This is a genomic window from Polyangium sp. 6x1, assembly GCF_029946515.1.
Classification (GTDB): Bacteria; Myxococcota_A; Polyangia; order Polyangiales; family Polyangiaceae; genus Polyangium.
In genome coordinates, this window is sequence record NZ_JARZHH010000099.1 from 1 (window position 1) to 20200 (window position 20200).

General features: G+C 67.4%; 13 protein-coding genes. 7 read left to right on the plus strand and 6 right to left on the minus strand.

Annotated elements, in window-relative coordinates:
• The 3 genes from QHF85_RS45560 to QHF85_RS45570 all read left to right on the plus strand — a co-directional run.
• Positions 1-2484 (plus strand): hypothetical protein (locus QHF85_RS45560; protein WP_281333786.1); only part of this gene is annotated, 2484 nt, incomplete at its 5' end.
• 12 nt (positions 2485-2496) lie between these two features.
• On the plus strand, positions 2497-3561 hold the full coding sequence (locus QHF85_RS45565; RefSeq protein ID WP_281333787.1) for a nucleoside hydrolase: 1065 nt from the start codon (positions 2497-2499) through the stop codon (positions 3559-3561).
• 31 nt (positions 3562-3592) lie between these two features.
• Complete coding sequence (locus tag QHF85_RS45570; RefSeq protein WP_281333788.1) at positions 3593-5395, plus strand: SMI1/KNR4 family protein; 1803 nt, start codon at positions 3593-3595, stop codon at positions 5393-5395.
• A 41-nt stretch (positions 5396-5436) separates the two neighbouring features.
• On the opposite strand, the gene QHF85_RS45575 is transcribed toward QHF85_RS45570, so the two are convergent.
• Both QHF85_RS45575 and QHF85_RS45580 read right to left on the minus strand, forming a co-directional pair.
• Positions 5437-5967, minus strand: a complete 531-nt coding sequence (locus QHF85_RS45575) for a hypothetical protein (protein WP_281333789.1) — start codon at positions 5965-5967, stop codon at positions 5437-5439.
• Positions 5968-6376: 409 nt separating this feature from the next.
• On the minus strand, positions 6377-6871 hold the full coding sequence (locus QHF85_RS45580; RefSeq protein ID WP_281333790.1) for a hypothetical protein: 495 nt from the start codon (positions 6869-6871) through the stop codon (positions 6377-6379).
• Positions 6872-7014: 143 nt separating this feature from the next.
• On the opposite strand from QHF85_RS45580, the gene QHF85_RS45585 reads away from it, so the two are divergent.
• The 4 genes from QHF85_RS45585 to QHF85_RS45600 all read left to right on the plus strand — a co-directional run bounded on the left by QHF85_RS45585 (position 7015) and on the right by QHF85_RS45600 (position 13193).
• On the plus strand, positions 7015-7278 hold the full coding sequence (locus QHF85_RS45585) for a hypothetical protein (protein WP_281333791.1): 264 nt from the start codon (positions 7015-7017) through the stop codon (positions 7276-7278).
• A 142-nt stretch (positions 7279-7420) separates the two neighbouring features.
• Positions 7421-7576, plus strand: a complete 156-nt coding sequence (locus tag QHF85_RS45590; protein WP_281333792.1) for a hypothetical protein — start codon at positions 7421-7423, stop codon at positions 7574-7576.
• 53 nt (positions 7577-7629) lie between these two features.
• Positions 7630-10869: a hypothetical protein gene (locus QHF85_RS45595; protein WP_281333793.1), complete on the plus strand. Its 3240-nt coding sequence runs from the start codon at positions 7630-7632 to the stop codon at positions 10867-10869.
• A 41-nt stretch (positions 10870-10910) separates the two neighbouring features.
• Positions 10911-13193, plus strand: a complete 2283-nt coding sequence (locus tag QHF85_RS45600) for a tetratricopeptide repeat protein (RefSeq protein WP_281333794.1) — start codon at positions 10911-10913, stop codon at positions 13191-13193.
• A 4-nt stretch (positions 13194-13197) separates the two neighbouring features.
• Here QHF85_RS45600 and QHF85_RS45605 read toward each other — a convergent pair whose 3' ends face one another.
• Genes QHF85_RS45605 through QHF85_RS45620 form a run of 4 tightly spaced genes read right to left on the minus strand, consistent with a single transcriptional unit; the run spans position 13198 to position 20146 of the window.
• A complete protein-coding gene (locus QHF85_RS45605; RefSeq protein WP_281333795.1) occupies positions 13198-14013 on the minus strand; it encodes a hypothetical protein in 816 nt (271 codons plus the stop codon).
• Between the two features lie 33 nt (positions 14014-14046).
• Positions 14047-14733, minus strand: a complete 687-nt coding sequence (locus QHF85_RS45610; protein WP_281333796.1) for a restriction endonuclease subunit S — start codon at positions 14731-14733, stop codon at positions 14047-14049.
• Entirely contained in the window at positions 14726-16303 is a 1578-nt protein-coding gene (locus tag QHF85_RS45615; RefSeq protein WP_281333797.1) for a class I SAM-dependent DNA methyltransferase, read from the minus strand. The genes QHF85_RS45610 and QHF85_RS45615 overlap by 8 nt, the downstream gene beginning before the upstream one ends.
• A gap of 3 nt (positions 16304-16306) precedes the next feature.
• Positions 16307-20146: an NADH-quinone oxidoreductase subunit M gene (locus QHF85_RS45620; protein ID WP_281333798.1), complete on the minus strand. Its 3840-nt coding sequence runs from the start codon at positions 20144-20146 to the stop codon at positions 16307-16309.
• Between the last annotated feature and the right edge of the window lie 54 nt (positions 20147-20200).

Here is a 20200-nt window from a genome sequence, read left to right on the forward strand (position 1 = left end):
GGCGGCGGCGACGTCGGCGGCTCCGGCGGCGTCGGTGGCGTCGGTGGCTCCGGCGGCGTCGGTGGCGTCGGCGGCGGCTCCGGCGGCGGCGGCGCGGGCGGCGGCGGCGCGGAGGCCTTCGTCTCGCTCGACCCGGGCTTCGGCGCGGCGGGCCTCGCCACGACGGCCGGGAACCTGCCCAACCGGGACCTCGTTCACGCCTCGGCGCGCCAGCCGGACGGCAAGCTCCTCGTCGCCGGCGGCACGTCCGCCGGTTTGTACGGCGAGGGCTTGCTCTTTCGCGCCAATGCCGACGGCACGCTCGATACCTCCTTCGGCGAAGGCGGCAAGGTGCTCGTGAGCAAGGTCGGCCGGACCGCCTTCCACGACGTGGTCGTCGCGCCGAATGGGGACATCCTCGTCGCGGGCGCGATCACGCGAGGCAGGCGCCTGCACCGCGTGCTCGTCGCGCGCGTCGACGCGAGCGGCCATCTCGTGTCTTCCTTCGGCGAAGGCGGCCTCGCGCTCGGCGCGAGCGGCAGGGCGTTCTCGATTGGGCTAGAGCCCGACGGCAAGATCATCGTCGCCGGCTTACGCGAGGAACCTGCGCCTGCCGAGCCGCCCCCCTACCTCGTGCAGCGCCTCCTCGCCGACGGAAGCGTGGACGCGAGCTTCGGGCAGCAGGGAATGGCCGAGGTCCCGCTCCGGAACGAGTCGTTCCCCTCGGGCGTCGTCCTCGCGGACGACGGCAAGATCGTCCTCTGCGGCGGCGGCAACTACGACATGGCCATCGTGCGGCTTTTGCCGAGCGGGGCGCTCGATCTCGGCTTCGACGAGGACGGCATCTTCGCGATGCCGGGTTTCGTGATGCCTTACGAATCGCAATGGGCGCCGTCCCGCGCGCCCTCGACCTGCCGCATCGCCATGGATGGCAAGATCCTCGTGGCCGGCGAGTCGTCCGGCAGCCCCGCGGTCCTCCGGCTCGACACGAGCGGCAAACCCGACCTTTCGTTCGGCGACGGGGACGGGATCGCGAGTTTCAACAAGGGGACCCGCGCGGAGTCCGTGCAGCCCTTGCCGAATGGATCGGTGCTCGTTGGATTCAACGCCTACAGCGGCAAGGCGGTGGCTCGCCTCGGCGCCGACGGGAGCCTCGACACGACGTACGGCGCGGCGGGGGTCGGAGCGCTCCCCACGGCGTGCTTGCTCCGCGACATCACGGTGGCCCCGGGGGGAAGCGTCATCGCGGCTTGCAAGTGGGACTTCCCGCTCGACGTCGGTGTCACGCTCGCGCAGCTCACGCCCCAGGGCGCGCAGGATACCGCGTACGGGCAGGGGGGAGGTCTGGCCGTGCTGCAATCGGGCGCGACGACGGACGCCGCCTTCTCGGTCCGAGCGACCGAGGACGGGAAGATCATCTCGGCGGGCACGACGAGCTATTTCAGCGCCTTCGAGAACGCAATGGTGACGAGGCACCTGCCGGACGGCACGCTCGACGCGGGATTCGGCGCGGGGGGCGTCGTCGTGCTCGACACGTTCACCAATGCCATGGGCTTCGGGGTGCAACCCGACGGCAAGGTGATCGTCGCGGGCGAGACGCCCGACCCGTCCCTCCGCCTCGTGGCGCGGCTCGACACCACAGGCGCGCTCGATGCGAGCTTCGGGTTGGGTGGGATCGTGGGCCTCGACAGCCCGCCGCATGGCCGTCCTCGCGCGCTCGCCGTCGACAGCCTCGGGCGCGTCGTGATCGGAGGGAATCTCATGGGCCTGCCGATCAACACCCCCTACGTCGCGAGGTTGCTCGCGACGGGCGAGCCCGATCTGGACTTCGGCAACCTCGGGGTGGCGTCGTTCGATTCGTTCGCCGGCTCGGTCGAAGACCTGCTGACGCTCGCCGATGGCAGGATCGTCGGCGCGGGCACACCGGCGGGCGAGAGCAAGAACTCGGTCGTGATGCGGCTGCTCCCGAGCGGCGCGCTCGACCCTGCCTTCGGCAATGCGGGCCGGGTGATACTGAACAATGCGTTCTCGGCGGGCCGCATGGTGCAGGAAGTGGATGGTGGGTTGCTGCTCGCGGGCCTGATCCCGAAGACGGGCGATGACCAGACGTTCGAGGTCGGCGTCGCGCGACTCGACGTGAACGGCGCGCGTGACATGACGTTCGGCACGAACGGGCTCCTCGCGGTGGCGGTCGAGGGCGTCGCGGTGTACGAGGCCGTCCCGACGCTCGACGACGGCCCGGCGCTCGTGCCGCTCCCGGACCGCTCGTTTTACGTGGCGACCACGGCCCATCTCGACCGCGACACGATCGTCGTCTTCAAGTTTTTGCCGGACGGCAAACCCGACACGAGCTTCGGCAATGGAGGGCGCGCGGTGGTCCCGGCAGCCGGGGCCTGGGGCGCATACGACGGGCTCTTGCAGCCGGATGGAAAGGTCGTCCTCGCCGGGCGCGGATTCTCGCCGAAGAGCGGCACGGATTTCGGGCTCGTGCGGTTTGCGCCGTAGTATCCTCCGCTCGTGCTCTCGACCCACGAATCTCGGCTCGGCGAGGCGCCGGCCATCTTCGACATGGATATCGGGACGGATCCGGACGACACGTGCGTCGCGGCGATCCTCGCGGCGAATCCATCCCGGTTTCGTGTTGCCTTGCTCGTGACGAGCGACGAGACACGCAGACAAGGACGGGCGCGGTTCCTCGCGGGGCTGCTTCGGGCGGCGGGGGTCGATCTCCCCGTCGCCGCGGGGCTGCCGAGCGTGCGCGATCGGGCGTCGTGCCTCGTGGAAGACATCGGGCTCGCGGGGGAGGACGTACGATTCTCGGTCGACGCGGTCGGGGAGATCGTACGTGTCCTCGAAGCGCATCCGCGTGTCGATTACGTGGGGCTCGGACCGCTTTCGAACCTCGACGCGGCGCTGGGGGCGCGTCCGGATCTCGCGGCGCGGGTGCGGCTCTTTCAAATGGGACCGGCGCTCGCGGGGGCGTACCGCCGAGAAGCGGCGCAATACAATGCGCGGCTCGACCCGGGCGCGTTCGCGCGTGTGCTTGGCCGGGTGGAAAAGCCGCGGCTCCTGTTCAGCCATTCGAGCTGGGGGAGCTTCGGCGACGGGATGCGGCAGCGGCTCGGGGTGTATCCGGACGATCCGCTCGCGTGCGCGCTGCGAAAGGCGCACCCGGCGGCGGGGATGTTCGTGCGGCATCTCGAGGCGTGGGTGGGGACAGGGAAAGATTGTTCGATCATGCACGACCCGCTCACGGTGCTATCCGCGGAGACCCCGGGGCTCGTGGATTTCGAGGATGTGTCGCTCGTGATCCGGGAGGATGGCTGGGTGGGCCTCACGGAGAGGTCGCATGCGGCGCTCGGGGCAGGGTTGCCGGCGCGCGGGAAGGTGATCGCGGGGGTTTTGGCGGGTCGTCACGCGCCTATCGAGGGTCGTGAGATCGAGGCGCGGATGTCGCTCGATACGGAGGATGCGGCGGCGAGGCGAGCGATTGCGGAAGGGCTGCTCGGCGCGGAGGGGGCGCGGGTGGCGGAGGCCTGGGGGGATTGGAATCGGGGAGGCGGGGGTCCTTGTGGAGGTTGAGCTTGTCCCGGCGGACGACTAGCTTCCGCGCATGTCCAACGCCTGGCTCGACCTCCCCCTCGTCCGCGCCCGCCTGAATGGCCCCGACGAGGACAAGCTCCGCAGCTCCTTCAAGCACGACAACGAGGCGCACGCGGCGACCCTGCTCGCCCTCGACGACGCCGAGCGCGTCGGCCTCCTCTCGCGCGCCAAAGGAGGGTACGCGGGCGGCGCCTTCCAGCGCGCGTTGACCCAGCTCGCGTACGCGTGGGTGAAGACCCGGCCGCGCGACGCGCTCGTGCTCTTCGATGCACTCCTCCAGGTGAAGAATCACGAGCTCGCCACGTACTGCAATGCGCTGTGGGCGGTGCAGGACGACAACACGCACCTCGGCAAGGATCCCGCGCGCGCCCGCAGGTACCTCGCCGCCTGTCTCCCCCACGGCCCGGAGAACCCGGCGATCTTCTTCAATGCCGCGTGTGTCGCCATCGAGCTCGACGACCTCGACGCCGCGCTCGGCTTCGTCAAGGACGCGATGCGCTTCGGGTACGACGGGCGCGAGAAAATGCGGACGGCGTTCCGCACCGAGGCGCTCTTCGCGAAGATCCGCGACGACCGCCGCTTCTTCGACGCGCTCGACGACCGCGGTCCGCAAGGCGTCGCGCTGGTCGAGCGCGTGATTGCAAAGGTGAAGGAGGAAGGCTGGCCGGCGCTCGGCATCGAGGTCCCGAAGAAAAAGAAGAAGGACGCCTGGCCGAAGCACGACAACGACTTCCGCCCGCTCTCGCCGGAGGTCCTGGACGCGCTCACGCTCCCGAATGGCGCGCCGCTGCCGCAAAGCCTCCGAACGTGGCTCGCGTTCGACGCGCAATGGCTCTCGACGCTCGGCTGGTTCAAGCTCACGAAGGCCTTCCGGTGGACCCCGCGTTCGCTCGAAGCCATCGCGAGGGACGAATTCGGCGACCTGGACGAACCGCCGTCCGATCCCGAGCCGGACGAGGAGGTCGCGGAGTCCTGGGCGGACTTCTTCGCCGTGCCGGCGATGGAGCACGGATTCCTCGTGCCCGGCGGGAGCGAGCATCGCCGCGTGTGGATGCTATCGAAGGAGCCGGATCGCGAAGGCGACTATCCGGTCCTCTACATCGACATCGACGACGTGCCCTCGCTCGGGCCGATGTACCCGGGCTTCGACGTGTGGCTCGCGCAGGAGGCAAACCTCCTCGGGCTCCGGTACGAGACGTATTCGAGCGGATTCGAAGATTTCCGCTTCGCCGCTCGCCTCCGGCACCACGCGCGGACGATGTGCGAGGGCGCGGCGTACGTGCAATGCCCGGCGATGGTGCTGGGCGTATCGACCCCGGACGACGGCGTCCGGGTATCGCTCGACCGGGACGACTGGTTCGAGCGTCTTGTCGCACTGCGAACGTCGCTCCTTCCGGCCGACGACGCGCCGATCCGCGGCGCCTCGGCGGAGGATATCGCCTGGCTGCAAGCGCACCTCGGCGCTCCCCTGCCCCCCGCGGTCGTCCGCTTCTACGAGCGGGTGAATGGCCTGTCGTGGGGGACGTTCCGGTTTCTCTCGATCGACGAGATCCGCGACCGCGCGGCGCAGCGGAGCTTCTTCGGAGAGACGAGCCCGCCGTCGGCGCCGTTCGCCGTGCTCATCGCGCAGCCCGAAGGGGTCGACCGCTTCGTGCTGCTCTCGGAGGAGGGCATCGTCGACGGATATAGCTTTGCCGAGGGCGATTTCTCCCTCGCGTCGCCGAAGTCTGAGATCGAAGGGACGATCGAGAGCCTGCGGCACGCGGCGCTGTTCGAGGGGTTGGATGAGGACGACGAGGACGACGAGGATTGAGGGCGTCGTCGCTGCTATCGGCGCGGGGCGTGGAATCGGCGTCAGGGTTTGGCGGAGGGCTCAGGCGCCTCGGGGAGCTCGTAAGCGTCCCACTCGGCGTCCGACCATCCGTGACCGGACACGTCCATCCACGTGCGCGCGGCGCGAACGAGGGATTCGGGCGCGCTCGGCGAGTACTCCCAGGTTTCGAGCTGGGACCTGATGTCCCGCGCGATGGCTTCGAGCTTGGCGTTTCTAGCGGTGTTCTCTGCGTAGAACTCGACGACCTCGGGCGGCATATGCATGTGCCTCTCGCGACTTGCCTGCATGGCGGAGAGGTACTGATCGAAAACCGCGAGCAGATCCTCCTTCGAGGGGCACATCATCGGGTAGGCTCGCGCGAGGCAGCGCGGCGCAGCGAAGAGGCCGATGAGGAAATGCGTCGTGGCGTGATGACCGAGTTGCTTCGCGAGCTCCTTGCAGCCCTCGCGCAGGCTCTCTGTCGCAGGCAAGCCGGCTTTCTCGAAGGAGGATTGCAGCGCTTCGGTGAGCGACGTTTTCTCGGTGCCACGCTGGTCCTGCGCGGTCTTCATGGTGTCGACTGCTCCAGGCAGATCGGCCCATTCATACCCTTGCCTATCATGGGAATGAAACCAGCTCCCCACGCGACAATCTTGACCGGGCTCGACGGGTGTTGCGCGCAGACATAGGCGCACCATCTCTTGTAGATGATGTGCTTGAGCAGGTCCCCGACCCACGCCGGGCAAAGGGGACACCCGGCGTCACCGCAACCCGTGACGTGACACCTATGCACGACGGGCGGCGTATACCCACTCTTGCAATAAGTGTCGGTCCATGCAAGCCCCTCCCGCCCGAAAGCCGTATCACGAAGCGAGTGAGGACAGCAAGATTCCCGACGAGCGGTGCCGGGTGAACGCGGCGTCGGGCACGCGGGGGAGATGCGCCCGACGCCGCGCATATGACTTCAGGTGAATACGCGGGTCAGGGCGTCGTCGTCTCCGCGACTTCTTTCGCCTCGGCATTCTTGCGGCGCGTGGCGACGGCCTTGTCGGCGATCTGCGAATAATACTTCGACGTCTTCTCGAAGTGCGCCGCGACGCCGGCATCCACGTGCTGCACGGCCGTTTGCACGCCCTTGGCCACGAGCGCCACGTCGCCCTCGCGCGCGTGTTCGAGCTCCGCCTCGGTCTCGCGCAGGACCTCGGCGAGCTTCTCGGCCTCGGCCTTCTTCTGTCGGATCTCCGCGAGCTTGGCCGTGCGGTCCTCGATACGGGTGACGATGTCGAGCGCGATTCCCGCGTTGGAGAGGGCGCCGGTCTTCGCCTTTTGCAGCTCGACGAGCACGTCGTCGAAGCCGGGCTTTTCGTGCTTCAGGTTCTGCGTGCCGCCCGGGGGCAGGTCCACGAGGTCGTTCTTCAGCGCGGAAACGTCGATCGTCAGCGTGCCGTTATATGCCGCCTTGGGTCCGATGCTCATTACGCTCGTACCTTTCTCCCTCTTCGTCGCGCGGGGGTAGGGGCGCGAGGAAGGGTCCGCGCAGGGTAAGGTCGACCCATGGACCGTCAAGGACTCCAAGGTGCGAATTCGGGGGAGGGAGCAAGATTCCAGCGGATGTGGACGTGGGGGCGGTGGACGATGGCGTGGGGGCGGTGGACGATGGCGTCGGCGGGGAGGGCGTCGACGGGTGGTTGGCGGACGTCGACGTGCACTCGGCGGACGACATGATGCGCTCCGCGGGCGTGCACGTGCGCTTGGCGGACGACGACTTCCGCTCGGCGCGCATCCGCGTGCGGGTGGCGGACGACGACGTGCTCTCCGCGGGTGTGGACATGCGGTCGGCGCGCGTCGGCGTGCGCTCGGCAGATGCCGATGCGCGCTCGTGAGACGACGGCGTGCTCTCCGCGGGCGTCGACGCAGCCTCCGCGGACGTCGACGCGGGTTGCGGGCACGTCGACGCGGGCTCGACGGACGCCGACGCGCTCTCGCCGTGAAAGCGAGCGGCGCGGCTGCTACCTGTAGGAGGCCATGCGCCGTGGCACCCTTCGGAAAGCTGCCCGCTTGAACCCCGAGGGGATCTTGCGCCTCGCGCGCTTCCTCCGGCTACGCATCGAGGGGATGAGCCCGCGGCAGGTGGCGAGCCTGGTGTACTGGCGGATCACGCGGGGGCGGTACCGGAGGTAGAGGATCCCCGCTTCCGTCTGGACGCCGCAGCGTGATCCGGTAGCGTGACAAACGTGGTCGAGGTCTCCATCGCACGGCTGCCCGTCACGAACCCCGAGCTGTTCGGGCGGGACGCGGAGCTCGCGTGGCTGGATGCGTGCTGGGAGGAGCGGGTGCACGTCGCGAGCATCGTGGCGTGGGGCGGGGTCGGGAAAAGCGCGCTCGTGAATGCGTGGCTCGCGCGGGTGCGGGATGATGGGTGGCGCGGGGCGCGGCGGGTGTATGGGTGGTCGTTTTATAGCCAGGGGACGGACCGGCTTTCGTCGTCGGATGAGTTCATCGACGCGGCGTTGCGGTGGTTCGGGGATACGGATCCGACGCAGGGGTCGCCGTGGGACAAGGGGGAGCGGCTGGCGAGGCTGGTGAGGCGCGAGCGGACGTTGCTCGTGCTCGATGGGGTGGAGCCGCTTCAGTGGGGGCCGGGGGTGCAGCAGGGGAGGTTCAAGGATCCGGCGTTGGAGGTGTTGGTCAAGGAGCTGGCAGGGTGGAATGAGGGGCTTTGCCTGGTTACGAGTCGGATCGGGTTGACGAATCTGGAAGGGCTCCGTGGAAAGAAGGTGCAGGCGCGTAATCTCGAACATTTGTCGGCAGCAGCGGGTGCGGAGTTGCTCAAGGCTCGGGGCGCGACAGGATTGGAAGAGGAGCTTCGAGCCGCAGCCGACGAGTATCACGGACACTCTTTTTCACTCACCCTGCTGGGGAGCTACATCCGGAAGGCACATAAGGGTGACATTCGCAATCGCGAGCTCATCCCGCCGCTCGAAGGGAAGCCCGCGCGCCGAATCATGGCAACCTACGAGCGGTGGTTTAAACGGACGCCGGAGCTGAATATCCTGCGTATGCTCGGATTGTTCGAGCGGCCTGCGCGGGAGGACGAAATTGCGGTACTGCGAGCAAAGCCGACAATCGTCGGGTTGACGGATAGGTTGAAAAGCCTGTCTGCAAGCGCTTGGAACGAGGCGGTCACGACACTGCGTGACGTCGGATTGCTGGCGGCGGGAGGGGACGCGCATGGGGAGGATAGGCTAGATGCTCACCCCTTGATCCGTGAGTATTTCGGCGAGCAACTGAAGCGGGAGCAGCCGGGGGTGTGGCAGGAGGGGCACCGGCGACTATACAAGCATCTTGAGAAAATGGCTCCGCAATACCCCGATACAATAGAGCAGATGGCGCCACTCTATGAAGCCGTAGCACATGGTTGCATGGCGGGCCGTCATACGGAAGTGCTCGACGCCGTGTATCGCGAGCGTATTCAGCGACGGAGCCTCTTTTTCAATGTTCGAACCCTGGGGGCCTTCGGTGCACATCTCGCCGTCCTGTCGAGCTTCTTCGACGCACCATGGTTTAAAATCTCTGGCAACATACGTGAACAGGGCGATCGGGCACACATCTTCGCAGAAGCTGGGTACTCCTTGCGAGCCCTCGGTAGGATCCACGAGGCGACCGAAGGACCCATGGCGATGGCATTGGAGATCCGACGATCCAGCAAAGACTGGCACAATGCGGCAATCGCATCCGGCAATCTGAGCGACGCGCACCTAAAATTGGGCAATATAGACACGGCTACGAGGTACGCAGAAGAAAGCCTCTCGTTTGCAAGACGCTCGGGGGCAGAGCACCAGATCATAGGTAAGACCGTGATGCTAGCACGCGTGCTTCATCACGCCGGCAACATGTCGCGCGCAGAGTCTCTCTTCAATGCGGCCGAGGAGTTTTTTCTACGCGAAGTTGATCTGATTCCCGGACACCTGATCAGTTTCGAAGGATTTGCCTACTGCGACCTGCTACTGGATCAAGGCAAGTGCGGCACTGCCAACCGTCGCGCCGTACAGGCCCTATCGATTTCACAAGCGCACAGCGCAATTCTTCTCGATGTCGCACTGTCACGTCTGGTCATAGCTCGAAGCGCCATGCTCAACGCCGCAACGAACGAGCGCCGTGAAATTGCAGAGCATCTCAATGCATGCACGACCGCTCTGCGGCAAGCCGGTAGACAGGATTACCTACCGCTCGTTCTACTGGCTCGGGCGGATTTCCACGTGATTTGCAAGGAACACGTGCTTGCACGACGTGACTTGGATGAGGCACTCGCGATCTCTGAACGCTGTGGCATGCGGCTTTACGAAGCCGACGCCCACCTCGGTTATGCACGCATTGGCATTGCGGAAGGCGACACCACCGCCGCCCGTAAGCACCTCGAAAAAGCGCGCGTGCTCATCGACCAAACCGGCTACCACCGCCGCGACGAAGAGCTGGCCCGCCTCCAGAGCGACCAGGAGAAGCTCCCGCCGACCCGCGAACATGCACCCATCGTCGTGAGCATCCCCGCGGAATTCAAGGTCACCACGACGCCGCCCACTGCCATGCCCAGCGATCATGCAACCCCGCAAAAGCCCGTCGACCTCGGCATCGTCGTCGCCCTCCAGGAGGAGTTCCGCGAGCTCCTGGACATGCGCGGCAACGATTACACGCCGCACGAGGACGAGGTCCTTACCTCGTACCGCTTCGAGCGCGGCCCCTACCGCATCGTCGCCGCCTTCGTCGGCGACATGGGCGAGGCCCAAGCAACCCGCGTGACCGAACGAATCATCGCGCTTCACCAGCCGGAAAGCCTCGTGGTCGTGGGCATCGCGGCGGGTGTACACGACGATTTGCGCGCGGGGGACGTCTACGTGCCTCCGCAGGCCGTGCAATACATGCAGGACGCCAAGGCGTCGCCAAAGAAGCGCAAACCTTCCGAATTCACGCTCGTCCCCGGCGCTCCAGCCCACCGCGCCGATCATGCCCTGCTCGACGCCGTACGGAATTTCGAGTTCAAGCATCCGGATCTTTATCGACGCTTTCGCGCCGACTGCGCTGCCGACCTCCAAGCATTGGTCACCGACGCCGCGACCAGGGACCGCCTCTTCGACGAGAACCTCATGCGCCGTGAGGTCACGTTGCTCGCTGACGGCCACGTGGCCACGGGCCCGGTCGTCGGTGCCGCCACAGCATTCTCTGCCTGGATTCGCACCCATGATCGCAACGTCAAGGCGCTCGAAATGGAATCGGCAGCCGTTCTGCTTGCCGCCCAGACCCGGGGCACACCGAAGCGCGCAATCGCCATTCGAGGCATCTCGGACTATGGGGACAAGCGCAAGAAGACACTCGACCAGATCGGCGGAGGCGCTCTCCGCAAGTACGCGATGCGGAACGCCGTCCGGCTCCTGTGGGCGCTGCTCGACGCGGGGGCACTTCCGCGAAACCCTCGCTGAGCCGGTCGTCTCCGACGAGCCCGACGACCGGCTCGGCTTCCTTGGCTCAAGTCGCCATCGCACGTCTGCCCGCCACGAACCGCGACCTCTTCGGACGCGAGGCGGAACTCGCATGGCTGGATGCGTGCTGGAACGACGGCGTCCGCGTGGCGTCGGTCATCGCCTTCGGCGGCGTGGGAAAAAGCGCGCTCGTCAATGCGTGGCTGCGGCAGATGGACCGGGGTCGGTGGCGAGGGGCGGAACGGGTGTATGCGTGGTCGTTTTATAGCCAGGGAACCGACCGGCTTGCCTCGTCGGACGAGTTCTTTGCGCATGCCTTGAAGTGGTTCGGCGATACGGATCCGACACAGGGATCGCCTTGGGATAAAGGAGAGCGGCTCGCCAAGCTGGTACGGCGGAAGCGGACGCTGCTCATCCTCGACGGCGTGGAGCCCTTGCAATGGGGGCCAGGGGTGCAGCAAGGCAGGCTCAAGGATCCGGCGATGGAAGCGCTGGTGAAAGAGCTGGGGGCGCAGAACGAGGGGCTATGCCTGTTCACGAGCCGGATCGGGCTTTCGGATCTGGATGCGCTTTCGCAGGAGACAGTTCGCGCGAAGGATCTGGCGAACCTGTCTCCGGAAGCAGGCGCCGAGCTCCTGAGGGCACGCGGCGCGAAAGGAACGGACGATGAGCTGCGGGAAGCTGCGAAGGAGTACAAGGGGCACAGCTTGGCGCTGACGTTGCTCGGGTCTTATTTGGAGGATGTCGCGGAGGGGGATATTCGTCGGCGGAAGGAAATCGGGGCGCTGGCGCAGGACGAGCGGAAGGGTGGGCATGCACGGCGGGTGATGGCAGCGTATGAGCGATGGTTCAACGGTGGGCCGGAGATGGCTATCTTGCGGATGCTTGGGCTATTTGATCGGCCAGCGAGTGAGGGCGAAATTGATGCTCTCAGAGATATCCCGGCGGTGCCGGGACTGACGGATGCGCTTGCGCGCATCGGGTGGGACAAGTGGAACAAAGCCATCTTTAGGCTGCGTCGCTCGGGCCTTTTGGCTCAGGCGGCAGATGGCAACCAGGATAGAACACTCGATGCCCACCCGATTGTGCGCGAACACTTCGGAGAGCAACTACAGCGAGAGCAACCAGCCGCTTGGCAGGAGGGGCATCGGCGACTGTACGAGTACCATAAGAAAAATTCGAAGCTATACCCCGATACGATAGAGGAGATGACTCCGCTTTACGCCGCGGTGGTTCATGGTTGTCGCGCTGGCCGACATCAAGACGCGCTACATGCAGTTCTTGTAGCTCGGATTCGACGTGGGCCAGAGTCGTTCGACTTGCGTACGCTGGGGGCCGTCGGGAGTGAGGCCGTTATACTGGCTGCGTTCTTCGACCCGCCGTGGGAGCATGTCGTCGAAGGCCTCAATGATGCCGAAAAGGCTCTAATCTTACACGATGCGGGTTTCGTGCTTCGCGCTCTGGGACGGTTGTCCGAGGCGATCGGGCTGATGCAGAAGTCCGTGGAACGGATCATCGCTCTCCAGGACTGGAGCAATGCCTCAAATTTTTCATCTAATGTAAGCGAGGCATTGCAGGCACGTGGCGATCTGCACGAAGCCCTTGTCTATGCGAGGACAAGCGTCAGCCTGGCGTCTAATAGCAGTGAAGCCAACGCTCTAATAAACAGTGAGACAACGTTGGCAACCATCCTGCACAAGCTTGGAGATTCATCCGCAGCCGTCGCAATTTTTGAAGAGACTGAACGGATGCAAAGGGTTCTTGAGCCCGCACGTCCCCTACTCTATGTGCTTCGAGGCTTCCACTACTGCGACGCATTGCTTGATCAGGACCGATATACCGACGTCGCGGAAAGGGCAGCGCAAACGCTGCAATGGGTAACGGCTCGAAACTGGACTCTGTTTGTCGCCCTCGATCACCTTTCCCTCGGCCGCGCCAACCACCTCATCGCCCAGCGCGGCGCCATCGACAAACTTGCCCAGGCCGCGTTCCATCTCGCCCGAGCCGTCGATGGTCTCCGACACTCTGGCCAGCAGGACTACCTCCCCCTCGGCCTCCTCGCCCGCGCTGCCCTCCACACGCACACCCGCAACTTCGCCGACACCCGCCGCGACCTCGACGAAGCCCTCACCCTCGCCACCCGCTCCGGCTTCCGCCTGCACGAAGCCGACGCCCACCTCGGCTACGCTCGCCTCTTCCTCGCCGAAGGCAACCGACCCGCCGCCCGCGAGCACCTCGCAAAGGCGCGCGCCATCATCGACGAGACCGGCTACCACCGCCGCGACGGCGAGCTCGCCGAGCTCGAATCCGCAGCGTCGAGCTGATCGCTCACCACCCCGGCCCCTGCCCCCCAATCACGATATGCAACCCCGCATCGTGGCGGAGGTCCTCGGCCGTGCTCCCCCCGAGGCCTCGCTCCTGCCCATACGAATGCAGCACCACGTGCGGCACGAGCCCAAACGTGAGCGCTCCCTGCTTCTCCCCCTCCTTCCCCACCGCAAACGCGACCCCCAGCGCCCCAGACAATCGCGTCTCGTTCGAGAACACCCCGAGGAGCTCACCGCAGGGCTGCCACGGCGCCTCCTCGGGACAATCGTCGTCCCCGGGTAAATCCAGATACGCGGTGTGGTACGCGGCCCCGTGGCTCACGTAGAGGTTGAGGAGCGGCGCCACGCTGCCCAGGCGAATGCTCAAATCAAAGCCCGCGCGCCCCCACGGACCATTCGCAACAGCCGTGTAATACCCTCCAACGCCAAACGCGAGGGAGACAGGGTCGCGGTCGTCCTCGTCGAGCAATGCGAAGCGCGTCTCGCCGCCGAGGCGCTGGAAGCCGAGCGAGGCGCCGAGCTCGAACCAGCGATTAACGCCATAACGAAGGCCGACCTCGTACACGCTGAACCCAGCGCTCATGAACCACGGGAAGGTCTCCGTCTCGGGGTAGATGTCCGCGCCGCCTGTGGAGACGGATTCGTCGTCGCCCGCGCCGCGCTCGAAGTGGCCCGTGCCGAAGTTCCAGAGCGTCCCGTGAACGGACCAGCCGAACTTGCCGGCCGGCGTGGTGTCGCCCGTGCGCGGCGCAATGGCCGGGCTGCAGGCGGGGATACCGAGGAGAAGGACGAGCAAGAAAAGAGAAGGCCGCATCATGGCCTCAGGATAAGGCCAGGATGCGCGCGATCGTCACGGTTTCTTGGATACGTCCAGCGCGCCCGAGAGGAGCAAGGGCAGGAGCGCGTCGCGGATGCTCGAAAGGCGGCGGTTTTGCTCCTGGAGCGCGACCATCGCCTCGGGGCTCGTGACGGATTGTTCGAGCGGGAGGCCGAGGAGCGCGGCGAACTGGAGGGCGCTCAGCACCTCGATGATGCGATCCTGGACGGCGAGCGAGGGCACGGCGAGCTCGAATTCGAAGAGGTCGCTCTGGTAGAGCTCCGGGTACGTCGAGCCATTCGCCACCTTGTCGAGGTAGGGACGATTCGCGCGCAGCCAATATGCGAGGTAGAGCGGGCGCAAGGCCGGGCCGCAACGGAAATTCAAAAAGCCTTGGTTTGTGGCCATCGGGACGGCGTTCACGGCGACGGCGCCGACCGGCGCGCGTTTGCTCAGCATCACGGTGCCCGGCGGCAAGAGCTTCGCCGCGGAGCTCTCCAGGCCGAGCTCGGTGATCGAGCGCTCCGTGCGCGAGACGAAGAGGCCGTCTTGCAGGCTCGTGATTTCCTTCGGCGTGAGCCAGGGGAGGTCGCCGTCCCAGTATTCGTCGACCGACGTGCTCGGCGTTCCACCGCTATCGACACGAACGATCAATTCCCCGTCGGGCTCGAGCGTGCCGCGGCGCCAGCTCTTCGGGCAAAGGAGATACGGCTCAGCCACGCAAGAGCTCCTCGAGGACACGCAAGGCCGCATTCGAGGCCCGATCGATCTGCTGGAAACGCGCGAGGATCTCGGAGAGCTCCGCCTGCAAGGCGCCGTGATCCCACGCGGCCTCGGGGCGGCTGTCGAAGCCCACGTAACGACCCGGAACGAGCACGTGCTTGTGCGCGCGGACGTCCGCGAGCGTCGCGGAACGCGCAAACCCGGGCACGTCGGCATAACGGGTCGGTTCGCGCTCGCCGCGCCAAGTGTGGTAGATGTCCGCGATCTTCGTGATGTCTTCCGCGGTGAGCACGCGCTTCACGCGGTCGACCATCGTCCCCATCGCGCGCGCGTCGATGAACAGCACGCTCCCGCTGCGGTCCTTCAGCCGTTTGCCCTGCTCGCCGATCCCGTTTTTCTTGTCGCGCGCGAGGATCCACAAGCAGACAGGGATCTGCGTGGAGTCGAAGAGCTGCGCCGGGAGCGAGACCATGCAATCGACGAGGTCCGCCTCGATGAGCTTTCTCCGGATCTCACCTTCCCCCGATTGCTGCGACGACATGCTGCCGTTCGCGAGCACGAACCCGGCGATCCCCGTGGGCGCGAGGTGGTGGAGGAAATGCTGAACCCACGCGAAGTTCGCATTGCCCGCGGGCGGCACGCCAAACGGGAAGCGCGCGTCGTCACGCAGGCGCGCGCCGCCCCAGTCCGAGGCGTTGAACGGCGGGTTCGCGAGGATGTAATCGGCCTGGAGGCCCTCGTGCAGGTCGCGCTGGAAGCTGTCGGCCCATTCGCCGCCGAGGTCGCCGTCGATCTGCCGGATGGCGAGGTTCATCTTCGCGAGGCGCCACGTCGTCGGATTCGACTCCTGGCCATGGACGCGAATGTCGCCGAGGCGCCCGCCGTGCTCCTCGACGAACTTTTCACTATGCACGAACATGCCGCCCGAGCCGCAGCACGGGTCGTAGACGCGGCCTTTGTACGGGGCCAGCATCTCCACGAGGAGCTCGACGACGCATTTCGGCGTGTAGAACTGGCCGCCGCGCTTGCCCTCGGCCGCGGCGAAATGGCCGAGGAAATACATGTACACGTCGCCGAGCACGTCGCGCCCACGCGCCCCGCGGTCCTTGAAGCCAATGTCGCCGAAGAGCTGGATGAGCTCGCCGAGGCGCGTGCTGTCGAGCCCAGGCCGGGCGTAGTCCCTGGGCAAGACGCCCGCGAGCGCGGGGTTTTCCCGCTCGATTGCGAGCATGGCCTCGTCGACGAGCTTGCCGAGGCCGGGCTCGCTCGCGTGATCGGAGAGGAACGACCAGCGCGCGCGTCGCGGGACCCAGAAGACGTTTTCTGCGCGATAGGCGGCCGGATCCTCGGGGTCGGCGCCGGCCGCGGCGGAGAGGGCGGCGTGTTTTTCTTCGAATGCGTCGGAGATGTATTTGAGGAAGATCAGCCCGAGGACGACGTGCTTGTATTCGGCCGCGTCGAGGCTGCTCCGTAGCTTGTCGGCGGCCGCCCAGAGAGTCGCCTCGTAGTCGCCCACGCCTCGGCCTTCGGGGGGCTGCCCGCTCGTTTTCGGTTTCCGGGAGGCCATCGCTCAGGCGAGCTTGCGGGGGTTTTCCGTCGCCGCAATCTGCAAAGGCCCCGGTCGATCCACGAGCCGGTGCAGCCCGAGGCAGGCCTGGTCCACCATTCCAAGGAGCGGCCGCGGCGCCACGCCGAGCAGCACCAATCCAATCGCCAACGGCAACACCGCCGCGAGCTCACGCCCGTTCAGCGCGGGGAATTTCCCGCCGAACGGCTCCAGGTACTTGCTCGTCTGCCACTCCTCGCGGGACTCGCCGAACAAGAGGTGACCCATCGCGAAGATGTGCACCGCCGCGAGCACCACGAGCCCGATCGCCCCGAAGGCGCCCATCGCCCGCTCCCGCGCGAAGGCTCCCCACAAAGCGAGCAGCGGCCCCCAGAAGCCAGCGAGCAGCGGCAATCCAGCCGACGCGAGCATGCCGAGGCCGAACAGCGCCGCGAACAGCGGCATTTCCCGCGAGAGGCCGCCGAATCGACCGAGGTCCCGCGTCTGGACCCGCGATTCCAGGACCGACACGAGCACGAAGAGCAGGCCGAGGATCACGCCGTGCGTCGCCGCCACGATCACGCTCGCCTCGAATCCCTGCGGCGTGAGCGAGCCCATTCCGAGGAGCGCGAGGCCCGCGTGTGCACTGGCAATGCGCGCCAGGAAGCGCTTGAGGTCGTTCTGCGCGATCGCCGCGAGCGCGGAGACCAGGATCCCCGCCGCGCCGAGGATCGAAATCGTCGTCGCCGCCCAGCGCATGCCGTCGGGCAAGACGCCCACATTGAGCCGCAAAAGGCCGTAAACCCCGGTCGAGAGCAGGGCGCCCGAGAGGAGGACGCTCGTCGGCGCGTCGGCCTCGGCGTGCAAATCCGCGAGATACCCAGGCAGCGGGAACGCGGACATGCGGAGCGCAAAGGCGACGAAGAGCGCGGTCCAGAGGACCTTCACGGCCGAAAACCCACCGATGACGAGGCCCTTTTCGACCCAGGCCACACGCGCGAGCTCCGGGATCGCGGCCGCGCGGCGGACGGATTCGCCCGTCGCGAGGTACGTGGGGTCGGCGTTTTGCCAGAGGAAATAGGATGCAAAGCAGAGGAGCGCGGCGCCGATCAAGGAGGAGACGAGGACACGGGACGCGGCGCGGCGCGGGCCAGGGCCGCCGCGGAGAGCGACGAGCAGGCTCGTGGGCACGAGGCCGAGGAGCCAGAAGGCGCAGAACAGGAAGAGGTCGAGCGAGACGAGGACGCCGAGCGAGGCCGTGAGGAAGAGGCCCGCGAGCGCGTGGTAGCTGGCCGCGCGGTCGCGCAAGGTGGCGCTGGCGATCGAGGCAATGAGCGCGAGGAGGACGGCCGCCGCGACGAGCGCGAGGGAGAGGCCGTCGACGCCGAGGAAGTATTCGACGCCGAGCGAAGGGAGGAGGCGAGCGCGCTCGATGAGCTGGAAGCCGTCATTGCCGTCGGCGCGGCTGAAGGCGCGGTCGAAGCGGACGCAGAGCCACACGACGAAGACGAGGAGCGTGCCGTGGACGAGGGCGCTCGTGACGGCGAGGGCGCGCGCGGTGTCGCGGCGCGTGACGCGGAGGAGGAGCGCGAGGAGCGTGCCGAGGAGGGGGAAAAAGACGACGACGGAGAGCGGGGTACGGCCGAGGAAGCCGAGGCCGAGCGGTCGTTCGGCGCGGATGGCCATGGCGAGGGGGCGGCCGGGTTCGCCGCCGTCACCGGCGGCGCGGGAGCTCGATTCGACGATGACCTGGCCGTAGAGCTCGCGGGCACGGGCGGCCTCGTAGCGCCAGCGGACGGTGACGCGGCGCTCCTGGCCCGGCGCAATGCGCGTGGAGGCGCGGGGGCCTTCGACGTTGACCGTGATGCCGGGCGGGAGGCGTGGATCCGTGGCGGAGCTGCGGACGTCGACGCGCGAGATTTCGAGCGGGCCGGGGCCTTCGTTGCGGAGGAGAAACGCGCCCGTCATGTGCTCGCCGTCGGGCGAGAGGGAGAGCTCGACGTGGTCGCCGCCGAACTCAGGGCGAAGGACGGCGCGGCCCGCGGGCTCGTCGGCAAAGGCAGGCGCCGCGACGAAGAGGATCACGAGCGCGACGAAGAGGGAGAAGAGGCGCTCGAAGAGGCGCGCGGGCAGGCCGAGGACGAGGTCGTCGATCGCGGAGACGAGCTTCGAGGCGCCACGCGCGATCGTGTTGGCGGCCTCGAAGAGGGCCTCGCCGATCTTGGGGCCAGGGCCTTCGAGGAGGACACGCGCGCCGGGGAAGGAGAGCGTTTTGACCGGTCCCTTCTCGCCACGTTCGGTCATTCGCAGGCACGTCGCCGCGCGCACGAGCGCATGGAGGGCGAGGAGGACGACGGCGAACGCAGGCTCGTCGAGGCCGATCGCGACGAAGGCGAGGCTCACGGCGGCCACGGTGCCGTGCGCGAGGCGCTGGGGGTGCCGTGGTTCGAGCGCCGCACGAAGCGCCGCGAGCACGGCCGAGAACGCGGCGACGACGGTGACGACGCTGGCTGCCGTGGGGCTCAACGTGAAGAGATCGGAGAGCCGAACGAGAAGGAGCGGACCCGGCGCGAGCGCGAGGCCGAGGACGAGCGCAAGCGCAGGAGGCGAGAGCGACGGCGCGGCGCTCGTGAGCCAGCCGGTGAAGGGAAAGGTCGCGCTCGTCGCGGCCGCGCCCAAGAAGAGGAGGAGGCACGCGAGCGTGACGAGGCCCATCGAGCCGGCGCCGAGCTTGCCGAGGAGCGAGCGCGCGACGCTCTGTCGCCCCTCCGCGTCGCGGAGGACGAGCTGATCGTGAATCTCGCGGAACGCGACCGTGGGGCCGAGCGGCGCGATGCGGACCTCCTCGCCCTCGGGGACGATGAGGCCCTCGATCCACGCGACCTCGAGGCCATCACCCGTGACCGTGGCGCCGCCGCCCGGCGCGATGACGATCGAATGCGGGCCCGCCGCGATCTCGCGCCGCACGAAAGGCGCGACCGCGAAGGGCGTCGGGTTCTGCGCGAGCTGCGCGCGATCCGAGATGCCGACGTACACGCGCGCGCCCGGGTGGCTCGTGAACGTGAGGTAGCCGCGCTTGTCCGCGCGCTCGGCGACGATCTTCACGTCACGCTCGCCCCGCGGACGCTCGACGTCCTCGGCGATCGTCGCTTCGGCGGGCAGATGCCCCTCGGCATACACAGGGACGAACCGCGCGCGGAAATCCGCGAGGAAACGGCCCTCGTCGAGCCACGCGCCCCCGAGGCCCCAGAAGAGAAAGACGAGGCCGGAGACGATCGCGGCGCCGCCGAGGCTCGCCGTCACGCCCGCACGCATGCCCGCGGACGCGGAAGGCTGCGAGCTCTTGCCCTGCCCCACGAAGAGGCCCGCCGCGAGGACGGTGGCCGCCCAGCCGAAGAGCCACACGATCGCGTCCGCCGCGAGCGCGACGAGCGAGAGGCCGGAGGCGAAGAGCGATGCCGTCGCGGCAAAGCGAATCGCCGCGCGATCGTCGTCGATGAGCTTGCGCGCGAAGACGTGTGCAATCGCGACGACGAGCAGCGCCGTGACGAGGAACCCCGCGCCGAGCGGGTCGAGGACGAACGAGGCATTCGCGTCGAGCGAGCCGATCCGGACGAGGCGGAAGGCCACGTCGAAGAGTGCGCGGCGCGCAGGTTCGAGCGAGGCGAGGCGGGCCGTGTCGGCGAGCGCGATCCCGAGCGCGAGGAGCGTCGCGCCGAGGCCGAGGTGCGTCGCGCGGCTCCTGCCCATCCGCGCGCCGAAGAGGGCCACGACGATCGCGGCGAGCAGAGACGCGAGCGGCACGAGGCCGAGCGGCACGAGGGGCGCCTCGACGGGCGTGAGCGGACCGGCATACGCGGGCATGGCTGTCCGGGAGAATGTCGCGCGCGTCGCGCGGCGCCACCCCCGTTCGTCGCG

What these genes read in the sequence shown, in the direction of transcription:
- QHF85_RS45570 (WP_281333788.1), top strand. Translation starts at nt 3,593, where the DNA reads ATGTCCAACGCCTGGCTCGACCTCCCCCTCGTCCGCGCCCGCCTGAAT.
- QHF85_RS45575 (WP_281333789.1), bottom strand. Translation starts at nt 5,967, where the DNA reads ATGAAGACCGCGCAGGACCAGCGTGGCACCGAGAAAACGTCGCTCACC.
- QHF85_RS45580 (WP_281333790.1), bottom strand. Translation starts at nt 6,871, where the DNA reads ATGAGCATCGGACCCAAGGCGGCATATAACGGCACGCTGACGATCGAC.
- QHF85_RS45590 (WP_281333792.1), top strand. Translation starts at nt 7,421, where the DNA reads ATGCGCCGTGGCACCCTTCGGAAAGCTGCCCGCTTGAACCCCGAGGGG.
- QHF85_RS45605 (WP_281333795.1), bottom strand. Translation starts at nt 14,013, where the DNA reads ATGATGCGGCCTTCTCTTTTCTTGCTCGTCCTTCTCCTCGGTATCCCC.
- QHF85_RS45615 (WP_281333797.1), bottom strand. Translation starts at nt 16,303, where the DNA reads ATGGCCTCCCGGAAACCGAAAACGAGCGGGCAGCCCCCCGAAGGCCGA.
- QHF85_RS45620 (WP_281333798.1), bottom strand. Translation starts at nt 20,146, where the DNA reads ATGCCCGCGTATGCCGGTCCGCTCACGCCCGTCGAGGCGCCCCTCGTG.